General features: G+C 31.2%; 20 protein-coding genes. 14 read left to right on the top strand and 6 right to left on the bottom strand.

Annotation, left to right across the window (positions count from 1 at the left end):
• Positions 1 to 5 precede the first annotated feature (5 nt).
• The 3 genes from CLV33_RS03770 to CLV33_RS03760 all read left to right on the top strand — a co-directional run bounded on the left by CLV33_RS03770 (position 6) and on the right by CLV33_RS03760 (position 3050).
• A complete protein-coding gene (locus CLV33_RS03770; protein WP_105472776.1) occupies positions 6 to 1028 on the top strand; it encodes an ATP-grasp domain-containing protein in 1023 nt (340 codons plus the stop codon).
• Between the two features lie 115 nt (positions 1029 to 1143).
• Positions 1144 to 2409: a phenylacetate--CoA ligase family protein gene (locus CLV33_RS03765; protein WP_105472775.1), complete on the top strand. Its 1266-nt coding sequence runs from the start codon at positions 1144 to 1146 to the stop codon at positions 2407 to 2409.
• Between the two features lie 5 nt (positions 2410 to 2414).
• Positions 2415 to 3050, top strand: coding sequence for a hypothetical protein (locus tag CLV33_RS03760; protein ID WP_105472774.1), 636 nt, complete (start codon positions 2415 to 2417; stop codon positions 3048 to 3050).
• Here CLV33_RS03760 and CLV33_RS03755 read toward each other — a convergent pair.
• Positions 3021 to 4160, bottom strand: coding sequence for an ATP-grasp domain-containing protein (locus CLV33_RS03755; RefSeq protein ID WP_105472773.1), 1140 nt, complete (start codon positions 4158 to 4160; stop codon positions 3021 to 3023). The two genes, CLV33_RS03760 and CLV33_RS03755, sit on opposite strands and share 30 nt — an antisense overlap.
• A 787-nt stretch (positions 4161 to 4947) precedes the next feature.
• Between CLV33_RS03755 and CLV33_RS03750 the strand changes: the two genes are divergently transcribed.
• Positions 4948 to 6246 (top strand): phenylacetate--CoA ligase family protein, encoded by a 1299-nt coding sequence (locus tag CLV33_RS03750; protein WP_170063969.1) that lies wholly within the window; start codon positions 4948 to 4950, stop codon positions 6244 to 6246.
• Positions 6247 to 6285: 39 nt separating this feature from the next.
• On the top strand, positions 6286 to 7413 hold the full coding sequence (locus tag CLV33_RS03745; protein ID WP_146109707.1) for an ATP-grasp domain-containing protein: 1128 nt from the start codon (positions 6286 to 6288) through the stop codon (positions 7411 to 7413).
• A gap of 100 nt (positions 7414 to 7513) precedes the next feature.
• Here CLV33_RS03745 and CLV33_RS03740 read toward each other — a convergent pair whose 3' ends face one another.
• Positions 7514 to 8773, bottom strand: a complete 1260-nt coding sequence (locus tag CLV33_RS03740) for a hypothetical protein (RefSeq protein ID WP_105472770.1) — start codon at positions 8771 to 8773, stop codon at positions 7514 to 7516.
• Between the two features lie 309 nt (positions 8774 to 9082).
• On the opposite strand from CLV33_RS03740, the gene CLV33_RS03735 reads away from it, so the two are divergent.
• Positions 9083 to 10105, top strand: coding sequence for a threonine aldolase family protein (locus CLV33_RS03735; protein WP_105473119.1), 1023 nt, complete (start codon positions 9083 to 9085; stop codon positions 10103 to 10105).
• 9 nt (positions 10106 to 10114) lie between these two features.
• Here the strand turns inward: CLV33_RS03735 and CLV33_RS03730 are convergent, their stop codons facing one another.
• Positions 10115 to 10438 (bottom strand): YbaB/EbfC family nucleoid-associated protein, encoded by a 324-nt coding sequence (locus tag CLV33_RS03730; protein ID WP_105472769.1) that lies wholly within the window; start codon positions 10436 to 10438, stop codon positions 10115 to 10117.
• Between the two features lie 144 nt (positions 10439 to 10582).
• On the opposite strand from CLV33_RS03730, the gene CLV33_RS03725 reads away from it, so the two are divergent.
• From CLV33_RS03725 to CLV33_RS03715, 3 genes are all read left to right on the top strand, one after another.
• A complete protein-coding gene (locus CLV33_RS03725; protein ID WP_105472768.1) occupies positions 10583 to 12655 on the top strand; it encodes a S9 family peptidase in 2073 nt (690 codons plus the stop codon).
• 77 nt (positions 12656 to 12732) lie between these two features.
• Positions 12733 to 13773, top strand: a complete 1041-nt coding sequence (locus CLV33_RS03720) for a PLP-dependent cysteine synthase family protein (RefSeq protein WP_105472767.1) — start codon at positions 12733 to 12735, stop codon at positions 13771 to 13773.
• 230 nt (positions 13774 to 14003) lie between these two features.
• Complete coding sequence (locus tag CLV33_RS03715; RefSeq protein ID WP_042243341.1) at positions 14004 to 15263, top strand: aminotransferase class I/II-fold pyridoxal phosphate-dependent enzyme; 1260 nt, start codon at positions 14004 to 14006, stop codon at positions 15261 to 15263.
• Positions 15264 to 15316: 53 nt separating this feature from the next.
• Here CLV33_RS03715 and CLV33_RS03710 read toward each other — a convergent pair whose 3' ends face one another.
• Positions 15317 to 16438 carry a GTP cyclohydrolase gene (locus CLV33_RS03710; protein ID WP_105472766.1) on the bottom strand — a complete coding sequence of 374 codons (1122 nt, stop codon included), beginning with the start codon at positions 16436 to 16438 and terminating at the stop codon, positions 15317 to 15319.
• 25 nt (positions 16439 to 16463) lie between these two features.
• On the bottom strand, positions 16464 to 17480 hold the full coding sequence (locus tag CLV33_RS03705) for a transporter (RefSeq protein ID WP_105472765.1): 1017 nt from the start codon (positions 17478 to 17480) through the stop codon (positions 16464 to 16466).
• Positions 17481 to 17625: 145 nt separating this feature from the next.
• On the opposite strand from CLV33_RS03705, the gene CLV33_RS03700 reads away from it, so the two are divergent.
• From CLV33_RS03700 to CLV33_RS03685, 4 genes are read left to right on the top strand one after another with little or no spacing between them, the layout of a single operon-like run.
• Entirely contained in the window at positions 17626 to 17898 is a 273-nt protein-coding gene (locus CLV33_RS03700; RefSeq protein WP_042243348.1) for a DUF4834 family protein, read from the top strand.
• A 31-nt stretch (positions 17899 to 17929) separates the two neighbouring features.
• On the top strand, positions 17930 to 20356 hold the full coding sequence (locus CLV33_RS03695; RefSeq protein ID WP_105472764.1) for a YfhO family protein: 2427 nt from the start codon (positions 17930 to 17932) through the stop codon (positions 20354 to 20356).
• Positions 20349 to 21626, top strand: coding sequence for a glycosyltransferase family protein (locus tag CLV33_RS03690; RefSeq protein ID WP_244906378.1), 1278 nt, complete (start codon positions 20349 to 20351; stop codon positions 21624 to 21626). Before CLV33_RS03695 ends, CLV33_RS03690 begins: the two co-directional genes overlap by 8 nt.
• Positions 21626 to 23095, top strand: coding sequence for an oligosaccharide flippase family protein (locus CLV33_RS03685; RefSeq protein ID WP_105472762.1), 1470 nt, complete (start codon positions 21626 to 21628; stop codon positions 23093 to 23095). The genes CLV33_RS03690 and CLV33_RS03685 overlap by 1 nt, the downstream gene beginning before the upstream one ends.
• A 71-nt stretch (positions 23096 to 23166) precedes the next feature.
• Here CLV33_RS03685 and CLV33_RS03680 read toward each other — a convergent pair whose 3' ends face one another.
• Positions 23167 to 24393, bottom strand: coding sequence for a hypothetical protein (locus tag CLV33_RS03680; RefSeq protein ID WP_105472761.1), 1227 nt, complete (start codon positions 24391 to 24393; stop codon positions 23167 to 23169).
• Between the two features lie 133 nt (positions 24394 to 24526).
• On the opposite strand from CLV33_RS03680, the gene CLV33_RS03675 reads away from it, so the two are divergent.
• Positions 24527 to 25627 (top strand): DUF3667 domain-containing protein, encoded by a 1101-nt coding sequence (locus CLV33_RS03675; protein WP_105472760.1) that lies wholly within the window; start codon positions 24527 to 24529, stop codon positions 25625 to 25627.
• Positions 25628 to 25758: the final 131 nt, after the last annotated feature.

Genomic DNA, 25758 nt, shown 5'->3' with positions numbered 1-25758 from the left:
AAATAATGGAATGTAACATACTTTTTACATGTGCTGGAAAGCGTAATTATCTCTTAAGATATTTTAAAGAAGCATTAAAAGGGAAAGGCAAAATTATAGCGGTAGATAACCATAAATATGCTGCGGCTTCTGCAGACGCAGATGTTTTTATACAGGTCCCAAATATTTATGATAAAACCTATGTCTCTAAACTAGAAGTTATAATACGACATCATAATGTTAGAGCCTTAATATCGTTAAACGATTTAGAGCTACCTATATTATCAAAGCAAAAAGCGTATTTAGAGCAACTAGGTGTAAAGGTTTTATTGTCTAATAATAGCGTAATTAATACAACTTATGATAAGTGGCAAACCCATATTTTCATTAAAAGTATTGGTTTAAATACACCAAAAACTTACATAGATTTTAATCTCGCAATAAAAGATATTGAAGCGGGGGTTTTGAACTTTCCAGTAGTTTTAAAGCCTAGGTTTGGTAGCGGTTCTATTGGTTTAGAAATTTGTGATGACATAGAAGAATTAAAATTAGCCTACAAACTTCAAAATATAAAAATAAAAAAATCTATTTTTAATAAAGATAGTGCTGCTGATATTGCCCATTCTATTTTAATTCAAGAAAAACTACAAGGTGTAGAATTTGGATTTGATATATTGAATGATTTTAAGGGCAATTTCTGTGATGCATACTTAAGAGAAAAAATAGCGATGCGTTTTGGAGAAACCGATAAAGCTATTTCTAGAATCAACCCATCTTTTAATATACTGGCCGAAAAAATAGGAAATAGTCTTAAACATATAGGTAGTATGGATGGTGATGTATTTCTAGTAGATAATAACTGGTTTGTTCTAGAATTAAATCCCAGATTTGGTGGAGGTTACCCATTTTCTCATGAAGCAGGTGCCAATACTGCCGCAGTTTATGTGGATTGGCTTTTGGGGAATGATAATAATTTAAAAAAGCATATTAATTATAAATGTGGTATTGTGTTTTCTAAATACGAGCTATTGGTTAAGCTTCAATCATAGTATTACACACACACACACATTAGTATAGTAGATTAAAAAAGTTTAAGATAAATATATAATAAAATTGCAACAGATGAAGATAGTTAATTATTTAAGAAATAAATCGTTTTGGTTTATGGACTATTTAAATGGTTCTCCAATAAAAAATCATTTTAATGAAATTTCTTTGGTTAATAATGATCCAACAAGTACTTACGCTGAAAAAATAAAAATTACACATATTAAAAACTTATTAAATCATGCATCAAAAACAACTCCTTTTTATTTAGATTATAAAAATATAGATGATATAAATGAGTTTCCAGTAATTCGAAAGACCGTTATTCAAGAAAATTTCGATGATTTTCAATCCAAACTATATCTTAAAGACAATAATTATAAAGTATCTACTAGTGGCTCTACAGGTACTCCTTTTTTTCTTTACCAAAATAAAAATAAGAGAAATAGAAACCATGCAGACGTTTTGTATTTTTTAGGGGAATGCAATTTTAAAATAGGTAATAGGCTATATGAACTTGAGGTTTGGAGAAATCACAATAAAAAGAGTTTTATTAAATCTACACTCCAAAACATTGTTCAATTTGATATTTCTAAATTAACCGATAATCGTATTGAAAAATTTTTGGATTTACTAAGTAACACCAAGCAAGAAAAAAACATTATTGGTTTTGCATCTTCTTTAGAACAAATTACACAATATTTAGATAAAAATGAAATACCACTAAAAAGCTTAAATATTAACTCTGTTGTCGCTAATTCTGAGTATCTCAATCACTATACAAAAACCTCTTTAAGTAAACACCTTAATACCCCAGTTTTGTCTAGATACTCAAGTGAGGAAGTTGGTATTGTAGCGCATCAAACAAATAAATCGGTAGAATATTTTGTAATAAATCACGCTAGTTATTATGTGGAATTGTTAGACTTAGAGGAGGATAAACCTGCTAAACCAGGAAGGTATGGAAGAATAGTAGTAACCGATTTATTTAACTATTGCATGCCTATTATTAGATATGACACTGGCGACATTGCTAAACTTGTCGTACTTGAGAATGGTAAGACAATGTTTGAGGAAATTGAAGGAAGGAAAATGGATTTAATTTTTGATACTAAAGGAAATATTATTTCTTCCTTTGTGGTTTACACCAAATTTTACAATTACTATAGGTTACTAAAACAATACCAATTTATACAACAAGATGAAAAAAGATATGAAATTAAGCTGAATGTTCATGATAAATTTCCTTATGAAAAAGAATTAATTGAAAGTGTAAAAAAAGATTTTGGTAGTGATGCTACGGTTATCATAACTTACGTAGACGAAATACCGCTGCTCTCTTCTGGTAAACGTAAAAAGGTGGTAAATAATTATAAGAAATAACTATTATGCTAAAAAAGTACTTGTTTATAATTTTAACTTATGCTACATGTTTAGGTTTATTAATTACAGCCTTTATTTTAGGAACTAAATACAATATACCTTTTTCTCACATAACTGGAGATATGGCATTAATATTTAATGCTCATCCGTTTACGGGAATTATATCTAATATAGGGGTATTGGTATGGTGTGCTACAGCTTGTATTTGTTTTTTCTCGGGTATTGTTTTAAGAAAACTGAAACAAAACTTAGAAGCTAAATTTTTAATTGGTTCTGGTTTTATATCTTTTATTTTATTGATTGATGATTTTTTTATGTTCCATGATTATATACTTTACTCATTTAAGGCGTTTAAAATTACACAGTCTATTACATATGTTTTTTATGCTATATTGGTTTTTTGGTATACAGCTTCATTCGTGAAATTAATATTTAAAGAAACTATTTTTTATGTATTAGGAATAGCGTTTACTTTTCTAGGATCATCAGTATTTATTGATTTTTTTCTTAAAAATGAAACAAATATGAAGTATTTCATAGAAGATAGTTTTAAGTTTATTGGTATTTTTAGTTGGATGCTATACTTCACATTAACATCTTATAAATTTCTCTTAAGGAGTTTTACTAAACTTAGAAATTAAATTATTTTTTGTTCTGGTAATAAACTTATAGATCATAGGTAATGGATCTTTTAAAGCAAATATTAGAGGAGTATTGTTTAAAATAAATTTTAATTCAAAAATAAATTTAAAATCACTTTTTATTCGCTTTATCAAGCCTTTTAAATTCAAGTATTCTATATGTGAATAATCGGGCTTTTTAAAGGTATCTCCCATACTAGCCTTACAATATAAATTTGGAAAATTTACATTGGCTATTAAAGATGCATCTAAAGTAGCCCAAAATCTTGTGTTGATTTCTATTACTTTATATTCTTTTGTGTTTTTATCGTACCTCATGTCTATATGTGCTACACCACTCCAGTCCAGAGATCTCATTAACTTTTCAACAACATTATATAGTTCTTGTTGGTACAAAAAACTAAGTCCAACCTGTGGTGTAAATTCACTAGCTCCCATCATATTTCCTTTTTGTATTGTAAAAGCTAATATGTTTCCGTTGCGACATAAAACACTACAATCTATATCATAACCTTCAATGTATTCTTGCACAATAGTTGTATAATTAATGTTATTATTTGTATAATGGTTCTTAAGGCTTTCAAAGGTTTTGAATTTTTTTATGCCAATACCACCACCAAAACCTTCAAGGGGCTTTATAATTGTGGGGAAATTTAGATTTATTACCTTTTCTAAGTTTTTGTTAGACTCAAGGATAAGACTTTTAGGTCCAGGTATTTTATTTATATATAAATGTTTAGCTAGTTTTCCTTTGTTTATAGCAGTATCAAAATCTTTTAGTTTTGGTAATAACCCTAATTTATTTTTTAGTAATATATCTTCTTTGTGTTTTATCAAAATCCTTATACCAACTTCGAAAATAGGCATGACAACATCAATATTGTGATTTTGAACTTCTTTATTTATGTTGTTAATCCAATCAATGTCTGAGTCAGACTTTTTGTAATAAGTAAACTTTTTTATGTGTCTAGAATAACGTAATGGATTATTCTTAGTATTGGACATTACATAAATATTTAATTCATTCACTTTGGACAAGCAATTTATTACATGAATTAAAATATGACTTTCTCCATCGGGTATTAAAATTGATGTTTTTTGTTTTTTCATTTGTAAGTTTCTCCTAAACCGAACTTTTTAAAAATAGAACCTAAGTGGTGTAGATTAAAAAAATTCACAAACCACTCTTTTTAATAAGCATTAAAAATAGAGTTAATTAATATGTTACAATGCAAAATACGATGAATATACAACATTTGTCTTCGAAATGCCTTGTTTTAGGTTTTAATATACCAACAGTTTAAAAAAAATATCTTCGAAATTTTAAGAGTTTTTTTAATACTGCAAAGCTCAACTATATATACTACTTATTATAGTTTAAACGCTAAAATACTGATATGAAATAAATCTAAAAATTTAGTGATTTGATATTGCGGATAACTGGCTTTTTTTATTGAAGAAAAGTTCTGTCTTTGTATGTTTAATCATGATCCGTTAAGAAAATTGTATTCCATTCCAATTTATTTGGTGAAATTAAATCTTTAATAGAATTAGCTACAATGAATAATATTTGTCTAATTAAAAACTTGTTCAAAATATTTGTAATTCTCTACACTTGATTTTTCTCTGTAAACGCTTCAAGTATAATTGTTTGAAAAGACAGTTATCAAGTCGCAATAATACTTATAAATTATAAAGAGTTGTTTTATTGAAAACCTTATTTTAATGATATCTAAACATTGTATACCATATTAAAGAGAACAAAGTTTATTATTTCAAAAAGAGTTTCACTATCAATATGAAGAATTGTTTTTTTAGAAAAACTTGAAATGTAATAACTAACTTAGCTTTATAATTTTATTAGATTTGTTGCCTAAGAAATAATTTAATTATGCTATTGTCTGAAAAAATAAGAAGCCATTCGTTTTGGTTTATTGATTTTCTTAAAGGAGGTAAAGTTAAATCTCATTATAATGATATTAAATTCATTTTAGAAAATTTTAATACTGACAAATCTATAAAACAACGAAATTATCATCTTTCGTCCCTAATGGATCATGCAATAAAAACAGTTCCATTTTACAAAGATTATAAAGGGTATAATTCCATCTACGATTTTCCTATTGTAGATAAAATGCTTTTAAGAGAATCAGTTAACGATTTTATTTCTAATAAATTTAAAGACAAATCTAGTTACGAAGTTAGCACTAGTGGTTCAACGGGTACACCTTTTGTTGTATTTCAAGATAAAAACAAAAAAAACAGAAATACGGCAGATACATTGTTTTTTGGCGAGAAGGCTGGTTACAAAATAGGCCATAAACTTTTTTACATAAGGGCATGGAGTAAAGTAATTAGCAAAAGTAGGTTAACTACTTTATTACAAAATATTAGAATGATTAATGTAAAAAACTTAAATTATGAATCGATTTCTGGTATTATAAAAGAGATTGAAAAAGGGAGCTCAAACAATGCTTTTATTGGGTACCCTTCAGCTTTTAAAGAAATATGTAAATTTTTAGATGCTATAGAAGCTAAACCAATTAAAGCAAAAATTTCATCTATGATTGCTAATGCAGAACCTTTGGGAGACCCAATTAAAAACTCTATAAAAAAATATTTTGACTTTAATATTTTATCTAGATATTCAAATATGGAAAACGGTATTCTATCACAGCAAATAACAAATGGTGGAAGTTTCTTTCATATAAATTGGGCAAGCTATTATATTGAAGTTTTAGATCTAAAAGAAGATAAACCAGCTGATTATGGAAATTTAGGTAGAGTAGTAGTAACAGATTTATTCAATTATAATATGCCATTAATTAGGTACGATACTGGAGATTTGGCAGTAATGGATATAAGTAATACTTTTAACAATGCTCCTGCTTTTACTAAGGTAGAGGGGAGAAAAATGGATACTATTTACAGTACTGATGGAAGAGTTATGACAACTGTTGTATATGAGTTGGAGTACTTTCCAGAAATAAAGCAATTTCAATTAATTCAAAAGGATAAAAAAATTTATTTAGTTAAAATAAACATAGATGGGCATTTTAAGCAAGAACAAAAAATGACAACCCTTCTAAAAAGCTTTTTAGGTGAAGACGCTATAATTAAAGTAGAGTATGTTGACGAGATTCCCGAGCTATCTTCTGGTAAACGAAAGTTAACTATAAATACCATGATATATTAATCTCTTGTTTAAAATGATAACTTTTTAATTAAAATATATTTGAAATCTAACACAAAAATATCAATATTAATTCCTGACGGTGAAAGTCATGTTTTGTATTATGTTGTTAATTGTTTTGCTAAATCTGGAGGTGTAAAACTTTATGTCATGTCAGATAAAAAAAATAATTATATGCGCTATTCAAGACATATACAAAAGTTTCTATATCATACTGAAAATAATAAAGAGTCTAGATGGATCAAGGTTATAGACGAGAATGTTGAAAAGTATAATATAGACTTAGTCTTTCCAATTTTTGAAACGGCGATTAGGTCTTTAATTAAAAATAGAGATAAATTAAAAAATAGAGATAAACTTTATGCTTTGCCAAGTTTACAAAATTTTGATGCAGCATGTGATAAAGAATTTTTATACAAACACCTTTTAAATACCAACTTGTCCTATCCTTTAGGTTCAGTTGCTAAACCTGGAGAGATTCCTAATCTTAATAATTTAAAGTACCCAATAATCGCAAAACCTGTGAATGGATCAGGGGGAGGAGTAGGAATTAAAGTTTTAAAAAATTATAACGAAGTACTACAATATTGTGAGCGAAACCCTTTTGAATGTAATATAATATTTCAAGAATATATTAATGGTTATGATGTGTGTTCTAATGTGTTATGTGAAAATGGAGAAATACTAGCTTGTACAATGCAAAAAGGTATTGCTTATGAGAATGGAGAGGAAACATATCAAGTAGCATTCGATTTTATTGATAACAAAGACTTGTACGAGAATACTTTGTCTCTTATGAAAAGTTTAAACTGGATGGGAGTGGCTAACATAGATTGGCGCTATGATATAGACTCTAACGAATTTAGAGTTATTGAGATAAATCCAAGATATTGGTATAACACTGATGCTTCTGCTATTGTAGGTGTTAATTTTCCATACTTAAGTTGTATTAATTTTTTGAAACAGGATATACCAACTCAAGATATTAATTTAATAACTTTCTACAATTTAAAAGGATTCATAAAAAAATTTAAAAAGAATCCTTTAATAATTTTCAAAATTAGATTTTTACAAAAACAAACTCCTTTATTTTATGCTTTTTCTGATCCTATGCCAATGATTCATAAATTTTTATGGAGGACTAAAAATATAGTCTTTGGAAGTAATTAATTTTTTTATCTGTGTAACGCTATTTAAGGACAGGACAAATTAATAATAAAAAAAACCTAGAGTTAATGCTCTAGGTTTTTTTATGTCCATCAAAATTTTATTAATGTTTTTTGTATCTACAAGATTTATAGTAGTAGTAGCAACTCCAGTGTCTATAACATCTTTGTTCTGGCTTAATATATTCACAAAGTTCGCCGCCATGTGTGCTAGTTCCGCTTATTACATTAAATACACCTTTTTCGTATCCTGGGCCTATATTTAGGTAACAGTTTGTTTTTATTTTAGTGTAATAACAGTTATCAATATAGATGTATACATACTTACCAAAGGAACCATCATGATTAACACCTTCAATAGAAAATTCTTCTCCTGGTTGTAAAACTTTATCAAAAACTTTAGCACCCCAGCATGTATTTTCTTTTTTCTGGTAGATTCTTACACGTTTAGCTCTATGCCAATCGAATTCCATAGTTAATTGGTCCACATCGCCTTCACAATCATCACACTCTTGTTCCTTAGAAGGAACTTCTTTCATTATGATAAGTGGTTGTTTTCCATCTGGCACAAGAACTACTCCAATTTTTTCACCACATCCAGGAGTGTAACCTTCTCCGTTTTCTAATGCTGCTTGAAGAATTTCTTGAGCTTTTTTTAGGTTTGTAGAATCATATCTCCATGTACCTGTAGGGTTAGTTAAGTTTTCACAAATATTACAATTATAACTATTTAGTAGTTCCCATATAGCCCATTGTACGTGACCAAAAGTATATACACCACTTTCGTTTGGACTTTGTTTACCAACATAATCTTGATTTAGAATCCAATTAACTAAATCTAAATTTTCGGGTTGAGCAAAAACAGTTTCAGGAATATTATCACCATAGCTTGAATATACATCAAAATCTAATGGACCTTCAACTTCTAAGTTAAGATCAATGTCAGCGCACCAAGCAAGTTGTTCATTTCCAGCTAAATAACCATCAACTATATCTAATGTAAAATAAGCATCAGGACCTCTTTTAGAAGTAGTAGTGAGGGTTACGCTTTCAGGTAAACTAGCAACCAAACCTTCAATATCTGCTTCACATTGTGTAGATTGAGATTTGCTAGCAGTACTAAACGTTAAACCACTGTTTTTTGATGGTCTTTTTACCAAAATTTCACTTTCGGCATTCATTTGAAGTGCGTCATCGCCCTCATCAATACCGGCAACTTCAATTTCAGATGTTAAAATATCTGCTTCAGCAGCTATTTCAGCTTCAAAAGCTGTTTGTTGCTGTTCTTCTGCCTCTGTACTCTCGTTTTGACAAGAGAAGAACATAACGGCTACACCTAGTAGCAATAATAGATTTTTTTTCATAATTTAAAATTTGTGTTTATCAGATTAATAGTTAACTGGGATAAAAGTATAAAAAGAGTTATCTCACCTATTAAATTTTTGTTAAAAGAAATATTTTTTCGATTAATAGATAAAACCCAAATTTTTGAGGTTCAATAGATTAAAAGCTTTTTTTTTAGATAAATCGTAATTTTTTAGTCTTTTTAATGAGGTATACATAATGAGTTTGTTTTTAGTACTTTTCATCTAAGTGTTTATATTTACTTTTAAAACGTTTACAATTATTGATGATATAATTATTAGTTTAGTTGTAACTATTTTATGGATATGATGTTAATAGATTTAAGAAGCGATACAGTTACTAAGCCAACACCAGAAATGTTGGGCACTATGATGAAAGCAAATGTTGGTGATGATGTATTTAGAGAGGATGCTACTGTAAATGAATTAGAATTTCGTGTGGCACAACTTTTTGGAAAAGAAGAAGCGCTATTTTTTCCAAGTGGTACAATGGCTAACCAAACAGCTTTGAAATTGCATACAAACCCAGGAGATCAGGTAATTTGCGATAAATATGCTCATATATATAACTACGAATCGGGTGGTGCATCATTCAATAGTGGTGTATCTTGTAACTTAATAGATGGTAAGCGCGGTATGTTTACGGCTAAACAAGTAGAGCAAGCCATAAACCCAAATGCTTATTATTACAGTAAAACTAGTTTGGTTGAAGTAGAGAATACTACTAATAAAGGCGGTGGTGCGTGTTGGGACTTTAATGAGATTTTAAAAATTAGAAAAGTTTGTGAAGAAAATAATTTGGGGTTTCACTTAGATGGTGCGCGCTTATGGAATGCCCTAGTAGCAAAAAATGAAACTGCGAAACAATACGGAGATGTTTTTGATACCATTTCTGTTTGTTTTAGCAAAGGTTTGGGATGTCCTGTTGGATCAATTTTGGTTGGAAACCATAAAATTATGCAAGAAGCCATTAGAATTCGAAAAATATTTGGAGGTAATATGCGCCAAGTTGGTTATTTGGCAGCTGCTGCTCTTTATGCTTTAGATAATAATATAAACCGTTTGAACGAAGACCATAAAAAAGCGAAGGAAATAGGGCGGGAGTTATCTAAACTTTCATTCGTTAAGCAAATAGAACCTATAGAAACCAATATTGTTATCTTCGAATTAAACCCCGATGTAGATGAAACCCAATTTGTTCAAAAATTAAAAGATAATAACATACTTATTATAAGTATGGGAAGTGGCAAACTTCGTATGGTAACGCATTTAGATTATACAAACAATATGCATGAAGTATTGCTAAATACAATCAAAAAAATAAAGTTATAACCCAATATATTACTTAAACATGTCCATTCCAGGAATGTTTGGCATACCTTCTTTAGCAACCGCAGCAAGCTCTGTTTCATTAACTTTTGTTGCTTTCGCTATGGCTTTATTAAGCGTTAAAATTAAGTAGTCCTCTAGTTGCTCTTTATCTTCTAATAGTTCATCATCTATTTCAATAGATTTTATAGTTCTATTGGCTGTTAACGTAATTTTAAGTTTTCCATCATTGCTTTCCTCGTCAACTAAAACCTTATCTAAACGTCTTTTAGTCTCTTCAACTCTTTTCTGGGTTTCTTTTAGTTTCCCCATCATACTCATCATGTCTCCAAACATAGCATCTTATTTAAGAATAAATTATTAGGCAAAATTATTAAAATATGGACTAAATTTAGTTCAAAAATTGTTAAAGTGAAAAAACACCTTATAATTCTCATCTTAAGCATTATTTTTGCTGCTTCTTGTAAAGATAATAAAGAAATGGCAAAACCTATTGGTATAGCAGTGCAACCGCCTGTAGCTAAAAAAAAACCACATACAATTACGGTACATAACGATACCCGAATCGACAATTATTATTGGTTAAATAACAGGGAAGATAAAGAAGTTTTAGAGTATTTGCATGCAGAAAACACATATACAAAAACTGTTATGCAACACACAGAGGCGTTCCAAAAGCAGCTTTTTGAGGAAATGAAAGCTAGAATAAAAGAAGACGATACTTCCGTACCATACAAATTAAATGGCTATTGGTACCAAACAAAATTTATGGCAGGTAAGGATTACCCGCTGTATATTAGAAAAAAGGAAAGCTTGAACACGCCCGAGCAGTTGTTGTTTGATTGTAACGAAATGGCAAAACCACATAATTATTTTAAATTAGGCGGTATTTCCATAAGTCCAGATAACACAATGGCAGCCTATTCTACCGATACTGTAAGTAGAAGGCAATATACTATTAGAATTAAAAATCTTAATACAGGCGAGGTTTATAAAGATGAAATAGAAAATACAACAGGTAGCATAACTTGGGCTAATGATAATAAAACCTTATTTTATGCTAAAAAAGATGAAGTAACCCTACGTTCGTATAAAATTTATAAGCATGTTTTAGGAACAAATTCTAGTGATGATATTGAAGTGTTTCATGAAACTGATGATACTTTCAATACGTTTATATATAAAACAAAGTCAAAAAAATATTTAGTAATAGGTTCTTCTAGTACACTTTCTACAGAATATAGAATTTTAAACGCTGATACCCCAAACGATGATTTTAAGGTTTTTCAAGAGCGTGTAAAAGATTTAGAATATTCCATTGCGCATTTTAATGATAGTTTTTACATCATAACTAATGCAGATAACGCTACAAACTTTAAGGTTTGTAAAACACCCGAAACCAAAACAAGTAAGGAGAACTGGCAAGATTTATTACCTCACAGAACCAATGTTTTGGTTGAGGATATCGAGATTTTTAAAGATTACTTAGTTGTAAATGAGCGCCAAAATGGATTAAATACTATACGAATAATAAGCTGGAATGGTAAAGAAGATTACTATTTACCATTTGATAACGAAACGTATAATGCCTATTTGGGTAATAATCCTGATTTTGAAAGTGAAATTTTACGTTATGGCTACAATGCTTTAACAACACCAAGTTCTGTTATAGATTACAATTTTAAAACTAAAACCAAGGAAGTAAAAAAAGAGCAAGAGGTTTTAGGTGGAGTCTTTAAAAAAGAAAATTACGAATCTAAGCGGCTTTGGGCTACTGCTAGAGACGGTGTAAAAATACCCATATCAATCGTTTATAAAAAGGGTATAAAATTAAATGGCTCTAACCCATTACTACAATACGCTTATGGTTCTTATGGCGCCACTATAGATCCATCATTTTCTAGCATAAGATTAAGTTTGCTAGATCGTGGCTTTATATATGCAATTAGCCACATTAGAGGTGGTGAGTATTTAGGTAGAAATTGGTATGAAAACGGAAAATTATTAACAAAGAAAAATACATTTACCGACTTTATAGATTGTTCAAAGCATTTAATTTCAGAAGGGTATACCTCGAAAAAACATTTGTATGCTTACGGTGGTTCTGCTGGAGGGTTGTTAATGGGCGTTATAATTAATATGAATCCAGAATTATATAATGGTGTTTTAGCGGCAGTACCTTTTGTAGATGTAGTTACTACAATGCTAGATGAAAGTATTCCTTTAACTACTGGAGAGTACGACGAATGGGGAAACCCAAACGAGGAAGAATTTTATACCTATATGAAGTCTTATTCGCCGTACGACAATATAAAGTCACAAAACTATCCAAACATGTTGGTTACAACTGGCTTGCACGATTCGCAAGTACAATATTGGGAGCCAGCAAAATGGGTTGCAAAACTTAGGGAATTGAAAACAGATGATAATAAATTATTATTGCATACAGATATGGATGCTGGACACGGTGGTGCCTCAGGAAGATTTGAAAGCTTAAAGGAAGTAGCCTTAGAATATGCATTTTTGCTAGATTTAGAGGGCATTAAGCACTAGTAAAAAAAAATCCTTATTTTTGCCAAGTTTAAGTCATCTATTTGGTGTTATTATCAAATTGCTGATAAATTACATTTATGAAACAAAAAAATAAAGTTTTTGATAATGTATTAGATTTAGTGGGCAACACACCGCTTGTTAAACTTAATCGCATCACTTCAAAGCTAAAAGGAGCGTTTTACGCAAAGATAGAATCTTTCAATCCCGGTCAATCTTCAAAAGATAGAATTGCACTTTATATTATAGAACAAGCTGAAAAGCAGGGTATTTTAAAACCAGGAGATACCATTATAGAAACTACATCTGGAAACACAGGATTTAGTTTGGCAATGGTTAGTATAATAAAAGGTTACGAGTGTATTCTCGCTGTTAGTTCTAAATCTTCTGCCGATAAAATAGATATGTTAAAAACCATGGGTGCAAAAGTTTATGTTTGTCCAGCCCATGTAAGTGCCGACGATCCTCGATCTTATTACCAAGTAGCTAAGCGTTTGCATGAGGAAATGAAAGGCTCCGTTTACATCAACCAATATTTTAATCAGTTGAATATAGATGCGCATTATGCTTCTACTGGTCCAGAAATATGGGAACAGACCGAAGGTAAAATAACACATTTAGTAGCATGTAGTGGTACAGGAGGAACCATCTCGGGTACAGCCAAATATTTAAAAGAGCAAAATCCAGATATTAAAATTATTGGTGTGGATGCTTTTGGTTCGGTTATAAAAAAATATCACGAAACCAGAGAGTTTGATGAAAAGGAAATTTACCCATACCGTATAGAAGGATTGGGTAAAAACTTAATTCCAACAGCAACAGATTTTGATACTATAGACGAGTTTGTAAAGGTAACCGATGAAGATAGTGCACACACAGCAAGAGAAATAGCAAGAACAGAAGGCATGTTTGTAGGTTACACCTCTGGAGCAGCCATACAGGCTATTAAGCAATTAGGAGAAGAGAAAAGGTTTAAAAAAGACGATGTTGTAGTGGTGATTTTTCCAGATCACGGCTCACGTTACATGAGTAAGGTGTATTCTGATAAATGGATGAACGACCAAGGCTTTTTTGATAGTATTCATGAAGAGACCCTGCAATCTATTGAATACATAAAATAGTAAGTAAATAAATACTTTTTTAAAGAATGGTTTTTTGTTTTATCACAAAAAACCATTTCTTTTTTTAATTTGTCAATAATTGAAGGGCAAAAATTGGGCTTAAACCAGATAAATATTTAATTTTGCAGCAACTAACTAAGAACTAAAAACTTCAAAATCTAAACATAATTGAACAATAAAAACTTGTTCTAAAATTTATGTTTAACTTAAGTGTATATATTTAATAGTAGATGAAAGATTTATTTGATAAGATTTACAAGGATAAAGGGCCTTTAGGGAAATGGGCGGCTCATGCAGAAGGCTATTTCGTGTTCCCTAAACTAGAAGGAGAGATTTCTAACAGAATGAAATTTCAAGGTAAAGAAGTAATTACTTGGAGTATAAACGATTATTTGGGGTTAGCAAATCATCCAGAAGTAAGAAAGGTAGACGCTGAAGCTGCAGCAGAATACGGTTCGGCTTATCCTATGGGAGCGCGTATGATGTCTGGTCATACAAATCTACACGAGCAACTACAGAACGAGCTAGCTGCCTTTGTAAAGAAAGAAGCAGCATATTTGCTGAATTTTGGTTATCAAGGTATGGTATCTACTATTGATGCTTTAGTTGCAAAAGATGATATTATTGTATACGATGTTGATGCGCATGCATGCATTATAGATGGTGTACGTTTACATATGGGTAAGCGTTTTACATATAAGCATAACGATGTTGAGAGTTTGGAAAAAAACTTGGAACGTGCTACAAAAATGGCAGAACAAACCGGTGGAGGTATTCTTGTAATTTCTGAAGGCGTATTTGGTATGCGAGGCGAACAAGGACGTTTGAAGGAGATAGTTGCACTTAAAAAGAAGTTTAATTTTAGACTATTTGTTGATGATGCTCATGGTTTTGGTACTTTAGGTGCTACAGGCGCAGGAGCAGGCGAGGAGCAAGGTGTTCAAGACGATATAGATGTATATTTTGCAACTTTTGCTAAATCTATGGCGAGTACTGGAGCTTTTATTGCAGCAGACCAAGAAATTATAGACTACTTAAAATACAATTTGCGTTCTCAAATGTTCGCAAAATCTTTGCAAATGCAACTGGTGAAAGGGGCTTTAAAGCGTTTAGATATGTTAAGGTCTATGCCAGAACTAAAACAAAATCTTTGGAAAATTGTTGATGCTTTACAATCAGGTCTTAAAGAAAGAGGTTTTGATATTGGTACAACCCAAAGTTGTGTTACGCCCGTATATTTAAAGGGTAGTATTCCAGAGGCCATGGCACTTGTTAAAGACTTGCGTGAAAACTACGGAATATTTTGTTCTATAGTGGTCTACCCTGTAATACCTAAAGGATTAATTTTACTTAGAATGATTCCTACGGCTACTCATACATTAGAAGATGTAAGAGAAACATTAGATGCCTTTGATGCTATTAGAGATAGATTACATAATGGAACTTACAAACGTTTATCGGCGGCAGTTATGTCTGCCATGGGCGAGTAAAAGGTTGTAAAAATTTTAATATAAAAGGTTCGGTATAATTCCGAACCTTTTTTTTACTGTAAATTCTTTCTGTATGTTTTTCGTTTTCTGAAAACCTCAGGATTAAAATGTTTCCATATTTTCTGTATAGCGAGGTTGTCCTCTAATTCAGGTGTCCTATAACAAGTTTGAATACCTTTTTTAGTAAATATATTGTAATACTCGTTAAAAATTACAGCATGCACTCCCTTGTTTTGATAATCTGGATGAATTCCAATAAGATAGAACATTACATCTTTACTTTGTTTTCTGGCTCTTAAAATATGAGCAAAACCAAACGGAAACAATTTGCCTTTTGCTTTTTGTAACGCTTTAGCATAACCGGGCATTACAATAGCGAAACCAATTAAATCATCATTTTTGTCTACAACAAATTTTATGTATTCAGGATTTATAAAACTTATAAATTTCTTTTTAAAATATTCTTTTTGAATGTCTGTAATAGCCACGAAGCTAGATAGCTCCGCATAAGTTTTGTTAAATAAATCGAACATTTTATCGGCATAAGGCATTACGTCTTCTGTTTTAGTAAACTTTAATGCTTTTAGCTGATAACGTTTCTTAATAAGTTCTTGGGCTTTAAAAAATGTTTCTGGCTTAACGTTAGAAAATGGAAATCTGCTTTCTATATAGCCTTTTTCTATTGTATATCCTGCTGCTTCGTAATGCTTTATGTAATAGGGGTAGTTATACCAGGTTACCATTGGCGCAATAGCATCGTAACCTTCGTCTATAACTCCAACTTTATCTAAATTGGAAAATCCAACAGGGCCTTCGGCAAATGTAAGTTTATTCTCTTTTCCAATAGTTTCAACCTTATTTAGCAATGCTTTAGAGACCTGTAAATCGTCAATAAAATCAAACCATCCAAAACGCATTTTCTTTTGGTCTTGGTTTTTTACTTCTAGCCAATTAATTATTGCTGCAACACGCCCTACAATTTCATTATTCTTATAAGCTAAAAACAAACGAGCATCGGCATCTCTAAAAACGGGGTTTTCTTTTTTATCAAAGGTTTTTAATTCTTGGCTTATTATAGGGGGTGTCCAGTATTTAGATGTTTTGTATAGCTTAAATGGAAATTTTATAAAAGCTTTTAAATCTTTTTTCGAAGTAACTTCTCTTATTGTAATCATAAACTATGTGAAATAGATTCGGTAGTTAAAAATCTTCATCTTTTCTTTTGCGTTTTTTTTCTTTCTTCTTTTCAGAATTAATATTCTTACGTTTTTTTTCTTTCCTAGCTCCCTTTCCTCTTAATTTTCTCTCTAGTTCATCCTCGGCAGAATTTCCATTGTTTATATTTTTATCTTTATGAAAATCAAACCTATACGAGGCGCCTAATGTAAGATTAAGAACAGATGGTGTGTCTTTTGTATTAAATGTTACAGCAGTATCTAACTGGAAATTTTTATCAAATAGATAAGCCCCTCCAAACCTAAGCAAATTATCTGCATAAAAATCACTTTTAATGCCTTGTGTTTCCCCAAATATAACCCATTGTGGACTAAACGCATGGGTTAAAGTAAGTATATATGTGAAATCTGACTGGTCTGTGCCAATTCTGTCTTTTATTAAATTCATTACAAACACCCAACCACCATTAAAGTTGTTTTGGGTTGCTATCATTATTTTAGGACTTAAGCCTTCTATTCCTGCGGCTGTGTATGGGTTATTTTCGGTGTCGTAATTAACGCCTGCATAAACGGCTATGGCAGGAATAAGTGATTTCCATTTAAAACCACGATTTGCTTTCCAACTGTAAAGGTTTGGTTTTTCACTCTCTATATCCTTGTAAGGATCGTAAATTAAATACTTAGCGCCTAAAGTAAGGTACTTAAAATTAGAGCGTTTATCCTCGGTATTAAAGGTTGAAAAATTAGTTTTTGTGTCGTTTTGATAATTACCTTCAATATTTATTTCCAACGCTTCAAAAAACAAACCATATCTTACCGAAAAATCTGCTCCAAAACCTGAAACTTCATATTTAGGTAAAGGTGTTCTTTCTTCTTTTATATAATTTGGGCCAACTTCAAATTGAAGAACATTAGTCCCAACTGAAAAAGCACTTTTGGACATTCCCGGTCTGTTAGAATTTATAACTTCGGTATATTGTGCAAAAAGCACATTGCTGCTTATTAAAACTGAAATTAAAAAAAAGTATTTAAAAGCTTTCATATAAATGATTTAGGGTAAGTTGTATTGGATTATTTGGGTTTAGCTGGTTTTCAATAATACCAAATATAGATATTTTATCTTTTTTTTATGTTTTTTCAATGTTTTTTAAATCTGTAGAATTGTATTTTTGTACAAATTATTAATTATGCTACAAGAAGCATCGGTCGTGGGATTAATTAAAACTTTAGGAATTATAGTGCTTGTTTACTACGTGGTAAAGGTTTTATCTCGTTTGTTTGCGCCTTTTTTATTGCGCTATGTTAGTAAAAAAGCAGAGGAAAAATTTGGTGGACAGTTTAATAACCAACGCGCAGAACCTGCTAAAAAGGAAGGTGAAGTTACCATAGATAAAATGCCACGGCAAAAACAATCAAATAAAGATGTTGGTGATTATGTGGATTACGAAGAAATTGACTAATTTCATCCCTTAGTGTATTTAATCTTTTTTCATGCAACTTTTATTTAAGAAATCACTTTCTCATTTACTCATTTTATTAGGTTTTATTTTTGTTTCACTAGCCTATTTTAATCCTGTTTTACAAGGAAAGCAAATATACCAAAGCGATATTGTACAGTATATTGGCATGTCTAAGCAACAAAAAGATTTTAAAGCCCAAACAGGAAAGGAAACTTATTGGACTAACGGTGCCTTTGCTGGTATGCCAACCTATCAATTAGGCGCAAGATACCCCCATAACTATATAAAAAAACTAGATTTAACATTACGTTTTTTACCGAGACCAGCCGATTATTTGTTTCTGTATTTATTAAGTTTCTACATTTTACTTCTGGTTTTAAAGGTAGACTTTAAACTTGCAGCTTTAGGAGCGTTGGCCTTTGGTTTTTCTACGTACTTAATAATAATTCTTGGTGTGGGCCACAATAGTAAAGCCCATGCTATTGCTTATATGCCCTTAGTTTTAAGTGGTATACTTTTGGTGTTTCAAAAACGATATATTCTTGGTTTTTTATTAACCGCTTTGGCTATGGGGCTAGAGTTGGTGGCTAACCATTTTCAAATGACGTACTATCTGCTCTTGCTTGTAATAGTTTTGGGAGTGGTATATCTTATTGATGCATATAAAAAACAAATGTTACCTCATTATTTTAAGTCTATAGCAATTTTGGTTGCTGCGGTTGTTTTAGCCATTGGGTTAAATGCCACTAATGTTATGGCTACCAAAGAATATGTAAAGTATAGTACAAGGGGGAAAAGTGAACTTACCATACATCCAGATGGCTCTCCAAAAGCGATAACCTCTGGTTTAGATAAAGATTATATCACTCAATTTAGCTACGGTGGTTGGGAAACTTTTAATTTGTTTATCCCGAGGTTTATGGGTGGAGGTAATGCTGAAAATTTAGGAAAAGATTCTAACATATATAACGCTGTTAGAAAACTAGGTGCTACTCACACACAAGCTTTAGATCAAGCTGAAAACGCCCCTATGTATTGGGGTGAACAGCCTATAGTAGAAGCGCCTGCTTACATAGGGGCCGTAGTTTTGTTTCTATTTGTATTTGCTCTGTTTTTGGTAAAAGGACGCTTAAAATGGTGGCTGGTAGCAGGAACAGTTATGTCTTTGTTACTATCTTATGGAAAGAATTTAAACTTTTTGACCGACTTTTTTATCGATTATGTACCGCTTTATAACAAATTTAGAGCGGTAACATCAATACAGGTCATATTAGAATTGTGTGTTCCCGTGCTTGCAATTTTTGGATTGGTAAAATTGTTTAACGACTTTAATAAAAACGAAGAAAAACTAAAAGCTTTAAAATATGCATCTTCAATTACAGGTGGTTTAGCTTTGTTGTTCTTGCTCTTTGGAACGTCTATGTTCGATTTTGTTGGCGCTAACGATGGTAGGTATATTCAGGCTTTAGGGCAAGATTTTATTCGTGCTGTTAAGGAAGATAGAAAATCGATTTTCACTGCCGATAGCATTAGGTCTTTTGTTTTGGTACTGCTTTCTGCAGGTTTAATTTTCGGATATTTAAAACAAAAAATTAAAGACCAATGGGTTATTCTTGGTTTTGCAGCTTTAATTTTATTTGATTTAGTTGGTGTAGACAGACGTTATGTTAATGAAGATGATTTTGTGTCTTCTATTAAAATGAACAAGCCTTTTACGGCCAATGCAGTTGATAAACAAATACAAAGTGATACATCGCATTTTAGGGTTTTTGATTTGGTGTCGGGCCCATCAAAACCCTCATATTTCCATAACTCATTGAACGGCTATAATGCAGCTGAATTAAAGCGGTACAGAGAAGTCTTTAATTGGTACGTGTCCCAAAACAATATTAATGTGCTAAATATGCTGAATACAAAGTATATTATTGCACAAAATGAAGAAGGTGCTATATTTCCTTATGTTAATGAGGAGGCCAATGGTAATGCTTGGTTTGTGGAAAAACTAAAACTAGTTGAAAACGCAAATGCAGAAATTAAGGGGTTGGATAGTTTAAACACAAAACGCGTAGCGCTGATAGACCAAAGTATGATGGGTGCAGTTATTGGCAAAAGTGATTTTGAAGTGGATAGTTTAGCTAACATAGAAGTTGTAACGTACCAGCCTAATTACATAAAATACAAAACTAATAACCCTAACGATGGATTTGCTGTATTCTCTGAAATATACTATCCAAAAGGCTGGAAAGTTACTATTGATGGTGAAGACGCTAAGTTTACCCGTGTAAACTATATTTTAAGGGGAATGAAAGTGCCAGCAGGAACACATATTATTGAGTTTACCTTTGATCCGGAAGTGGTTAAAACAGGAAGTTCTATTTCGCTAGCGAGTTCAATATTATTAGGGCTTTTGTTGCTTGCAGGATTGTTTTTTGAGTTTAAGACTAAAAAGGGTGCGTAAAAAAGTACTTATATTAACCTATTATTGGCCGCCTGCAGGAGGACCAGGTGTACAACGTTGGTTAAAGTTTGTAAAGTATTTGCCAGAGTTTAACATTCAGCCTATTGTTTTTGTGCCAGAAAACGCAAATTATCCAATTATTGACAAAACGCTATCAGTAGAAGTTTCTAAAGATTTAGAGGTTATTAAACTACCCATAACAGAACCTTATACTTTTGCTAGATTCTTTTCAAAAGGAAAAACAAATACAATTAGTAGAGGTATTATAAACGAAAATAAAAAACAATCGCTAATTGAAAAACTATTACTTTTTATAAGGGGTAATTTTTTTATACCAGATGCTAGAGTGGGTTGGGTAAAGCCTGCCACATCATTTCTTTTAGATTATATTAAAAATAATAATATTGAAACGATTATAACCACGGGGCCACCTCACAGCATGCATTTAATTGGCTTAAATTTAAAACAAAAGCTGGGGTTAAAATGGTTGGCAGATTTTAGGGATCCTTGGACAACAATAGGGTACCATAAGCAATTAAAATTAACCAAAACCTCACAACAAAAACATAAGGCCCTTGAAAAGCAAGTTTTAACTAAAGCAAATCAAATAATAGTAACATCGTCTGTAACTAAACAAGAATTTCAGCAAATAACACATAAGCCTATAGCTGTAATTACTAATGGCTACGATAATGAAACATCGCAAGTTGTGACAATGGATTCTAAATTTTCTTTAGCACACATTGGCTCTTTTTTAGCAAAACGAAATCCTGAAATTTTATGGAAAGCACTTTCAGAACTTATTAAAGAGAATGATGATTTTAAAACCGATTTTCAATTAAATTTGGTTGGTTTTATTAGTGAAAACATACTGGAAAGCATTAAAAAATACAATTTAATTAATTATGTAAATAAAGTTGGTTATGTTTCACATTTAGAGTCTATTAAATTTCAAAAAAAGTCTCAGGTATTGTTGTTAATAGAAATAGATTCTGAAGACACAAGATGTATTATTCCGGGTAAACTTTTTGAGTACATGGTTTCTAATAGACCCATAATTGCAATAGGGCCAAAAGCGTCAGATGTAGAGCAAATCATTAAAAATACTAATACAGGTAAATTCTTTGGTTATCACGATTTTGAATCGTTAAAAAAAACTATATTAGACCATTATAAGGCTTACCAACAAGGCCACTTAAAAACTAGCCCAATTGGTTTGCAGAAATACCACAGAAAGTCGCTTACGCATTCATTATCAAATTTGTTATAATGGGGATTGTAGCTGCACAATCATTTAAAAATATTCTCTCTTCTTATTTAGGTTTTTTAGTAGGAGCCATAAATACATTGTTTCTGTATGTTAACTTTATGAGCGATACATACTACGGTATGGTTGGGTTTATGCTATCTGCTGCCTATGTGATGATGCCACTTATGGCTTTTGGCGTTCATAATACCATAGTAAAATTCTATTCATCTTTTAAAACAAGATTATCCTTAAATAGTTTTTTAACCTTAATGTTATTCTTGCCCTTGTGCATTATAATACCCACTAGCATAATTGGTTATGTGGGTTATGAAGCCATTGGCGGATTTCTAGCTTCAGAGAATGCCATGATTAAAAACTATTTGTGGCACACCATTATTATTGCTGGGGCTTTAGCCTATTTTGAAGTGTTTTATGCTTGGGTAAAAGTGCAATTTCAAACGGTTTTCGGTAATTTTATGAAAGAGGTTTTTCATAGAGTAGGCGCCATGGTGTGTTTGCTTTTGCTTTATCTTAAAATTATAGATATTGAGCAGTTTATGGTTAGTCTCGTAATTGTTTACATTTTAAGAATGTTGGTTATGATGCTGTATGCATTTAGTATAAAACTACCAGTACTTATCTTTAAAAAGGTAAATGGGCTTACAAACATTTTAAAATACTCTTTTCTAATAATTGTAGCAGGCTCAATAGCCACAGTGCTTCTAGATATTGATAAAGTAATGCTTGGAAAATATATTTCTATAGAAAATATAGCATATTATAATGTCGCTGTATTTATAGCTACTGTAATTGCAGTGCCACAGCGTGCAATGCATCAAATATTACTACCACTATCGGCCAAATATCTTAATGAAAACGATATGGATAGTTTAGCCAATTTATACAAGCGTAGTTCTATAAACCTTTTTGTTGTTTCTGGATTAATCTTTTTATTAATTATACTTAATATTAATCAACTTTATACGTTGATTGCGCCCGAATATAGTATTGGATTGTATATAGTGTTGTTAATTAGTGTAGCTAAATTGTATGATGCAATTTTAGGCAGTAACAATGCAATTCTCTTTAATAGTAATTATTACAGGGTTGTTTTGGTGTTGGGAGTTATTTTAGTAATTGTAATGGTTTTGCTTAATGTTTTTTTAATACCGCTTTACGGATTACATGGTGCTGCAATAGCTACGTTTATAGCCATGTTTTTTTATAATACGGCTAAAGTTGTTGTAGTGTATAAAGTGTTTGGTATTACTCCATTTTCTGCAAACACACTAAAAATGGGAGTTTCGTTAACTGCGCTAACACTTGCTGGTTATTTTTGGGATTTTGGTTTTAACGCAATTGTTAATATTCTTTTAAAGTCTGCACTTATAGTAGTGGTTTTTTTGGGTATAATTTACAGGCTAAATTTTTCTGAAGAAATAAACGATTTGATACATAAAACCTTGAGAAGTATCAAAAGATCAAAATAAAAAAAGAAAACCCCACGATGTTGCTTTGAGGCATACATATCGCAGGGCTTTCCAACTAACCAACCAAAATTTTATCTTCTTCTACGAGTAGAATTAGATGTTGTATTGTTATTTCTAGAGGTACTTCTACTTTGTGTTGCTCTAGAATTAGTTTGTCTTGTACTTTTTGTAACACGCGAAGCAGGTTTTGAGTAGCTTCTTGAAGGTCTGTTTATTGTTTGCTCAGACTTTTTAGTTGTGTTATTTCTATTATATGTACGAGTATTATTCGTTTTTGGTTTTTTAACAACCGTTGTGTTTCTGTTTCTTGTAACTTCTCTAGAAGTGCTTCTGTTAGGAGCTTGCCTTACGGTATTGTTAGATTTGTTTCTAACATCTGCATTGTTGTTGCTTCTATTTCTATAAGTTGAGTTTCTGTTGTTTTTATAGTTAGTACTATTGCTTCTATTCTCAACCCGAGCATTTCCTCTATTTATAGTTCTATTGTTTGTGTTTCTATCATTAGTACTCGCTATTCTTCTAGCATCGTTTTTTCTTACAGCGTTATTTCGCGAAACAGATCGTCTTGTATTTGCAATGTTGTTAATCTTAGTTCTGTTTCTAGCGCTTCTATTAACAGTTGCATAACTTCTATTTCTAATAATAGTATTTCCTCTTCTACTAGCTATTGCAGTTCTTGGCCTAAAGTTATTATGAAATGGTCTGTTGTACACATACCTCACAGGGTTGTAATAACGTCTATAAGGCCTGTTGTAAACCACACAGTAATCTAGAGCAGGAATGCTATAAAACCTATGCCAAGGTCTAAACACATAAGCGCGGTTATACCTGTTTATGAACCCAGTGTAATGCGAAAATCTATTAAACCTGTTGTAATGAACATATAAGCCGCCTATTCGGTTTATGCGACCAAAATTATTGTAATAAATATCTACATTTCCAGCTTGAACAATACGTCCATAAAAATCGTAAAAAATTGGTGTGTTTTCAATTTGAATAATGGCACCAAACTCATCGTACTGCACATATGCATTATAGTTAAAACCAGAATTAAATGTAATGTTAGCATTACGTGAGCCTATTGAAATACTTAAATCTGGTTGGTATCTCAAAATATTGAAATCGAACTGTCCGTCAGGGAATACAGAAAATTCAATACCATTTTCAACAAAAATGAAAGAGTTACCATAACCTCTGTAAAATGTTGAAACGGAGTTGTCGTTTAGGTTGGTTGTGGCTGCTGTAGCAGTAAATCCTCCAAGGATTAAACTTGCTATTAAGAATATAAACTTTTTCATAATTGTGTGTTTTAATATTGAACACTTAATGAAAATCAAACAGCGTGCCAAAAACATAAAGTGTTGATTTTCAAGTTTAAATTACTTTTTTTACTCAAAAATCTTTTATTAAATTTATATTTTACTAAATAGTATGGCAAAACATCTTGAGACTTGTAAAAATTGTGAGCAACAGTTTAATGCTTCATTTAATTTTTGTCCACATTGCGGACAACAAGCAAAAGATGAATTAACAGTAAAAGTGTTGTTTTATAACACTATAAGCAACTACTTTTCTTTTGACGCTAGGTTTTTTAAAAGTTTTTTTCCACTACTATTTAAACCAGGATACTTAGCTTTAAAATTTATTGAAGGTAAGCGTTTGCTATATTTACACCCTGCGCAGATGTATCTTTTCATAGCTGTTGTATTTTTCTTTCTGTTTTCTTTTGTACAACGCAATCAGGTAAGAAGTTTGGATGAAAAACTTTCAGAAACGTTAAACGACACAAGTGTTATTGATAAAATTATTGATGAGCGTGTAAAGGACTCTATTCTTAAGATAAGCCAGTTACAAAAGCAAGCCAAAGATTCTATTGCTCGTGCTGAAATACGTAATACTCTAAAAAACAATGCGTTTATTACAGGTTTTACCGATAAGGAAATAGATTCTTTGGTTGCTGCAGATGATTTTAGGAAAAATGATATTACAAGTTTTGACTTTAATACAAATTCTGTAGATTCTTTATTGAATATTGGTGCAACAGAAGCTGTTATTTATAAAGAAATGGGGATGCATGATGATGCAGGATACTTACAACGTAGATTATATGCCCAAGCACTAAAATTTTACAAAACAAGAAAGGGCGGAAGTATTCTACAGGCTTTTTATGATGCTATTCCCATTGCCATGTTTTTCTTATTGCCAATTTTTGCTTTAATTTTAAAGTTATTTCATTTAAGAAAAGGCAGGTATGCACATCATTTAGTGTTTAGCTTTTACTATTTTTCCTTTCTTTTTACTGTTTTTAGTATTGTGCTAGGAGTAAATTTTATCTTCGACATGCCAGATTGGTTAGATTTATTAGTAATGTTTTCTACTTTTATTTACTTAGTATTAGCGTTAAAACGATTCTATGTTCAAGGCTTATTTAAAAGTTTTTTAAAGGGTGCTGTAGCATCATTTATATTTCTTTCTATTGTAACGCCAATTACATTTGTTTTACTTGGGGCTTTTGCTTTCTTGTTTTATTAGAATATGTGATGTTTTGTAGCTTTTTATTAAAACTGCTATGTTGTATGGGAATATTTAGAAACTCGCTTAATATTTTAACATCAATGATTAAAGTGTTTAGTTTTCAATGGCCAATTACACTAACTCGTGAA

It is taken from the genome of Jejuia pallidilutea, assembly GCF_002973595.1.
GTDB classification, from domain to species: domain Bacteria; phylum Bacteroidota; class Bacteroidia; order Flavobacteriales; family Flavobacteriaceae; genus Jejuia; species Jejuia pallidilutea.
Note: the sequence above shows the minus strand (reverse complement) of the source record. Positions and strands in the feature narration are given on the sequence as shown.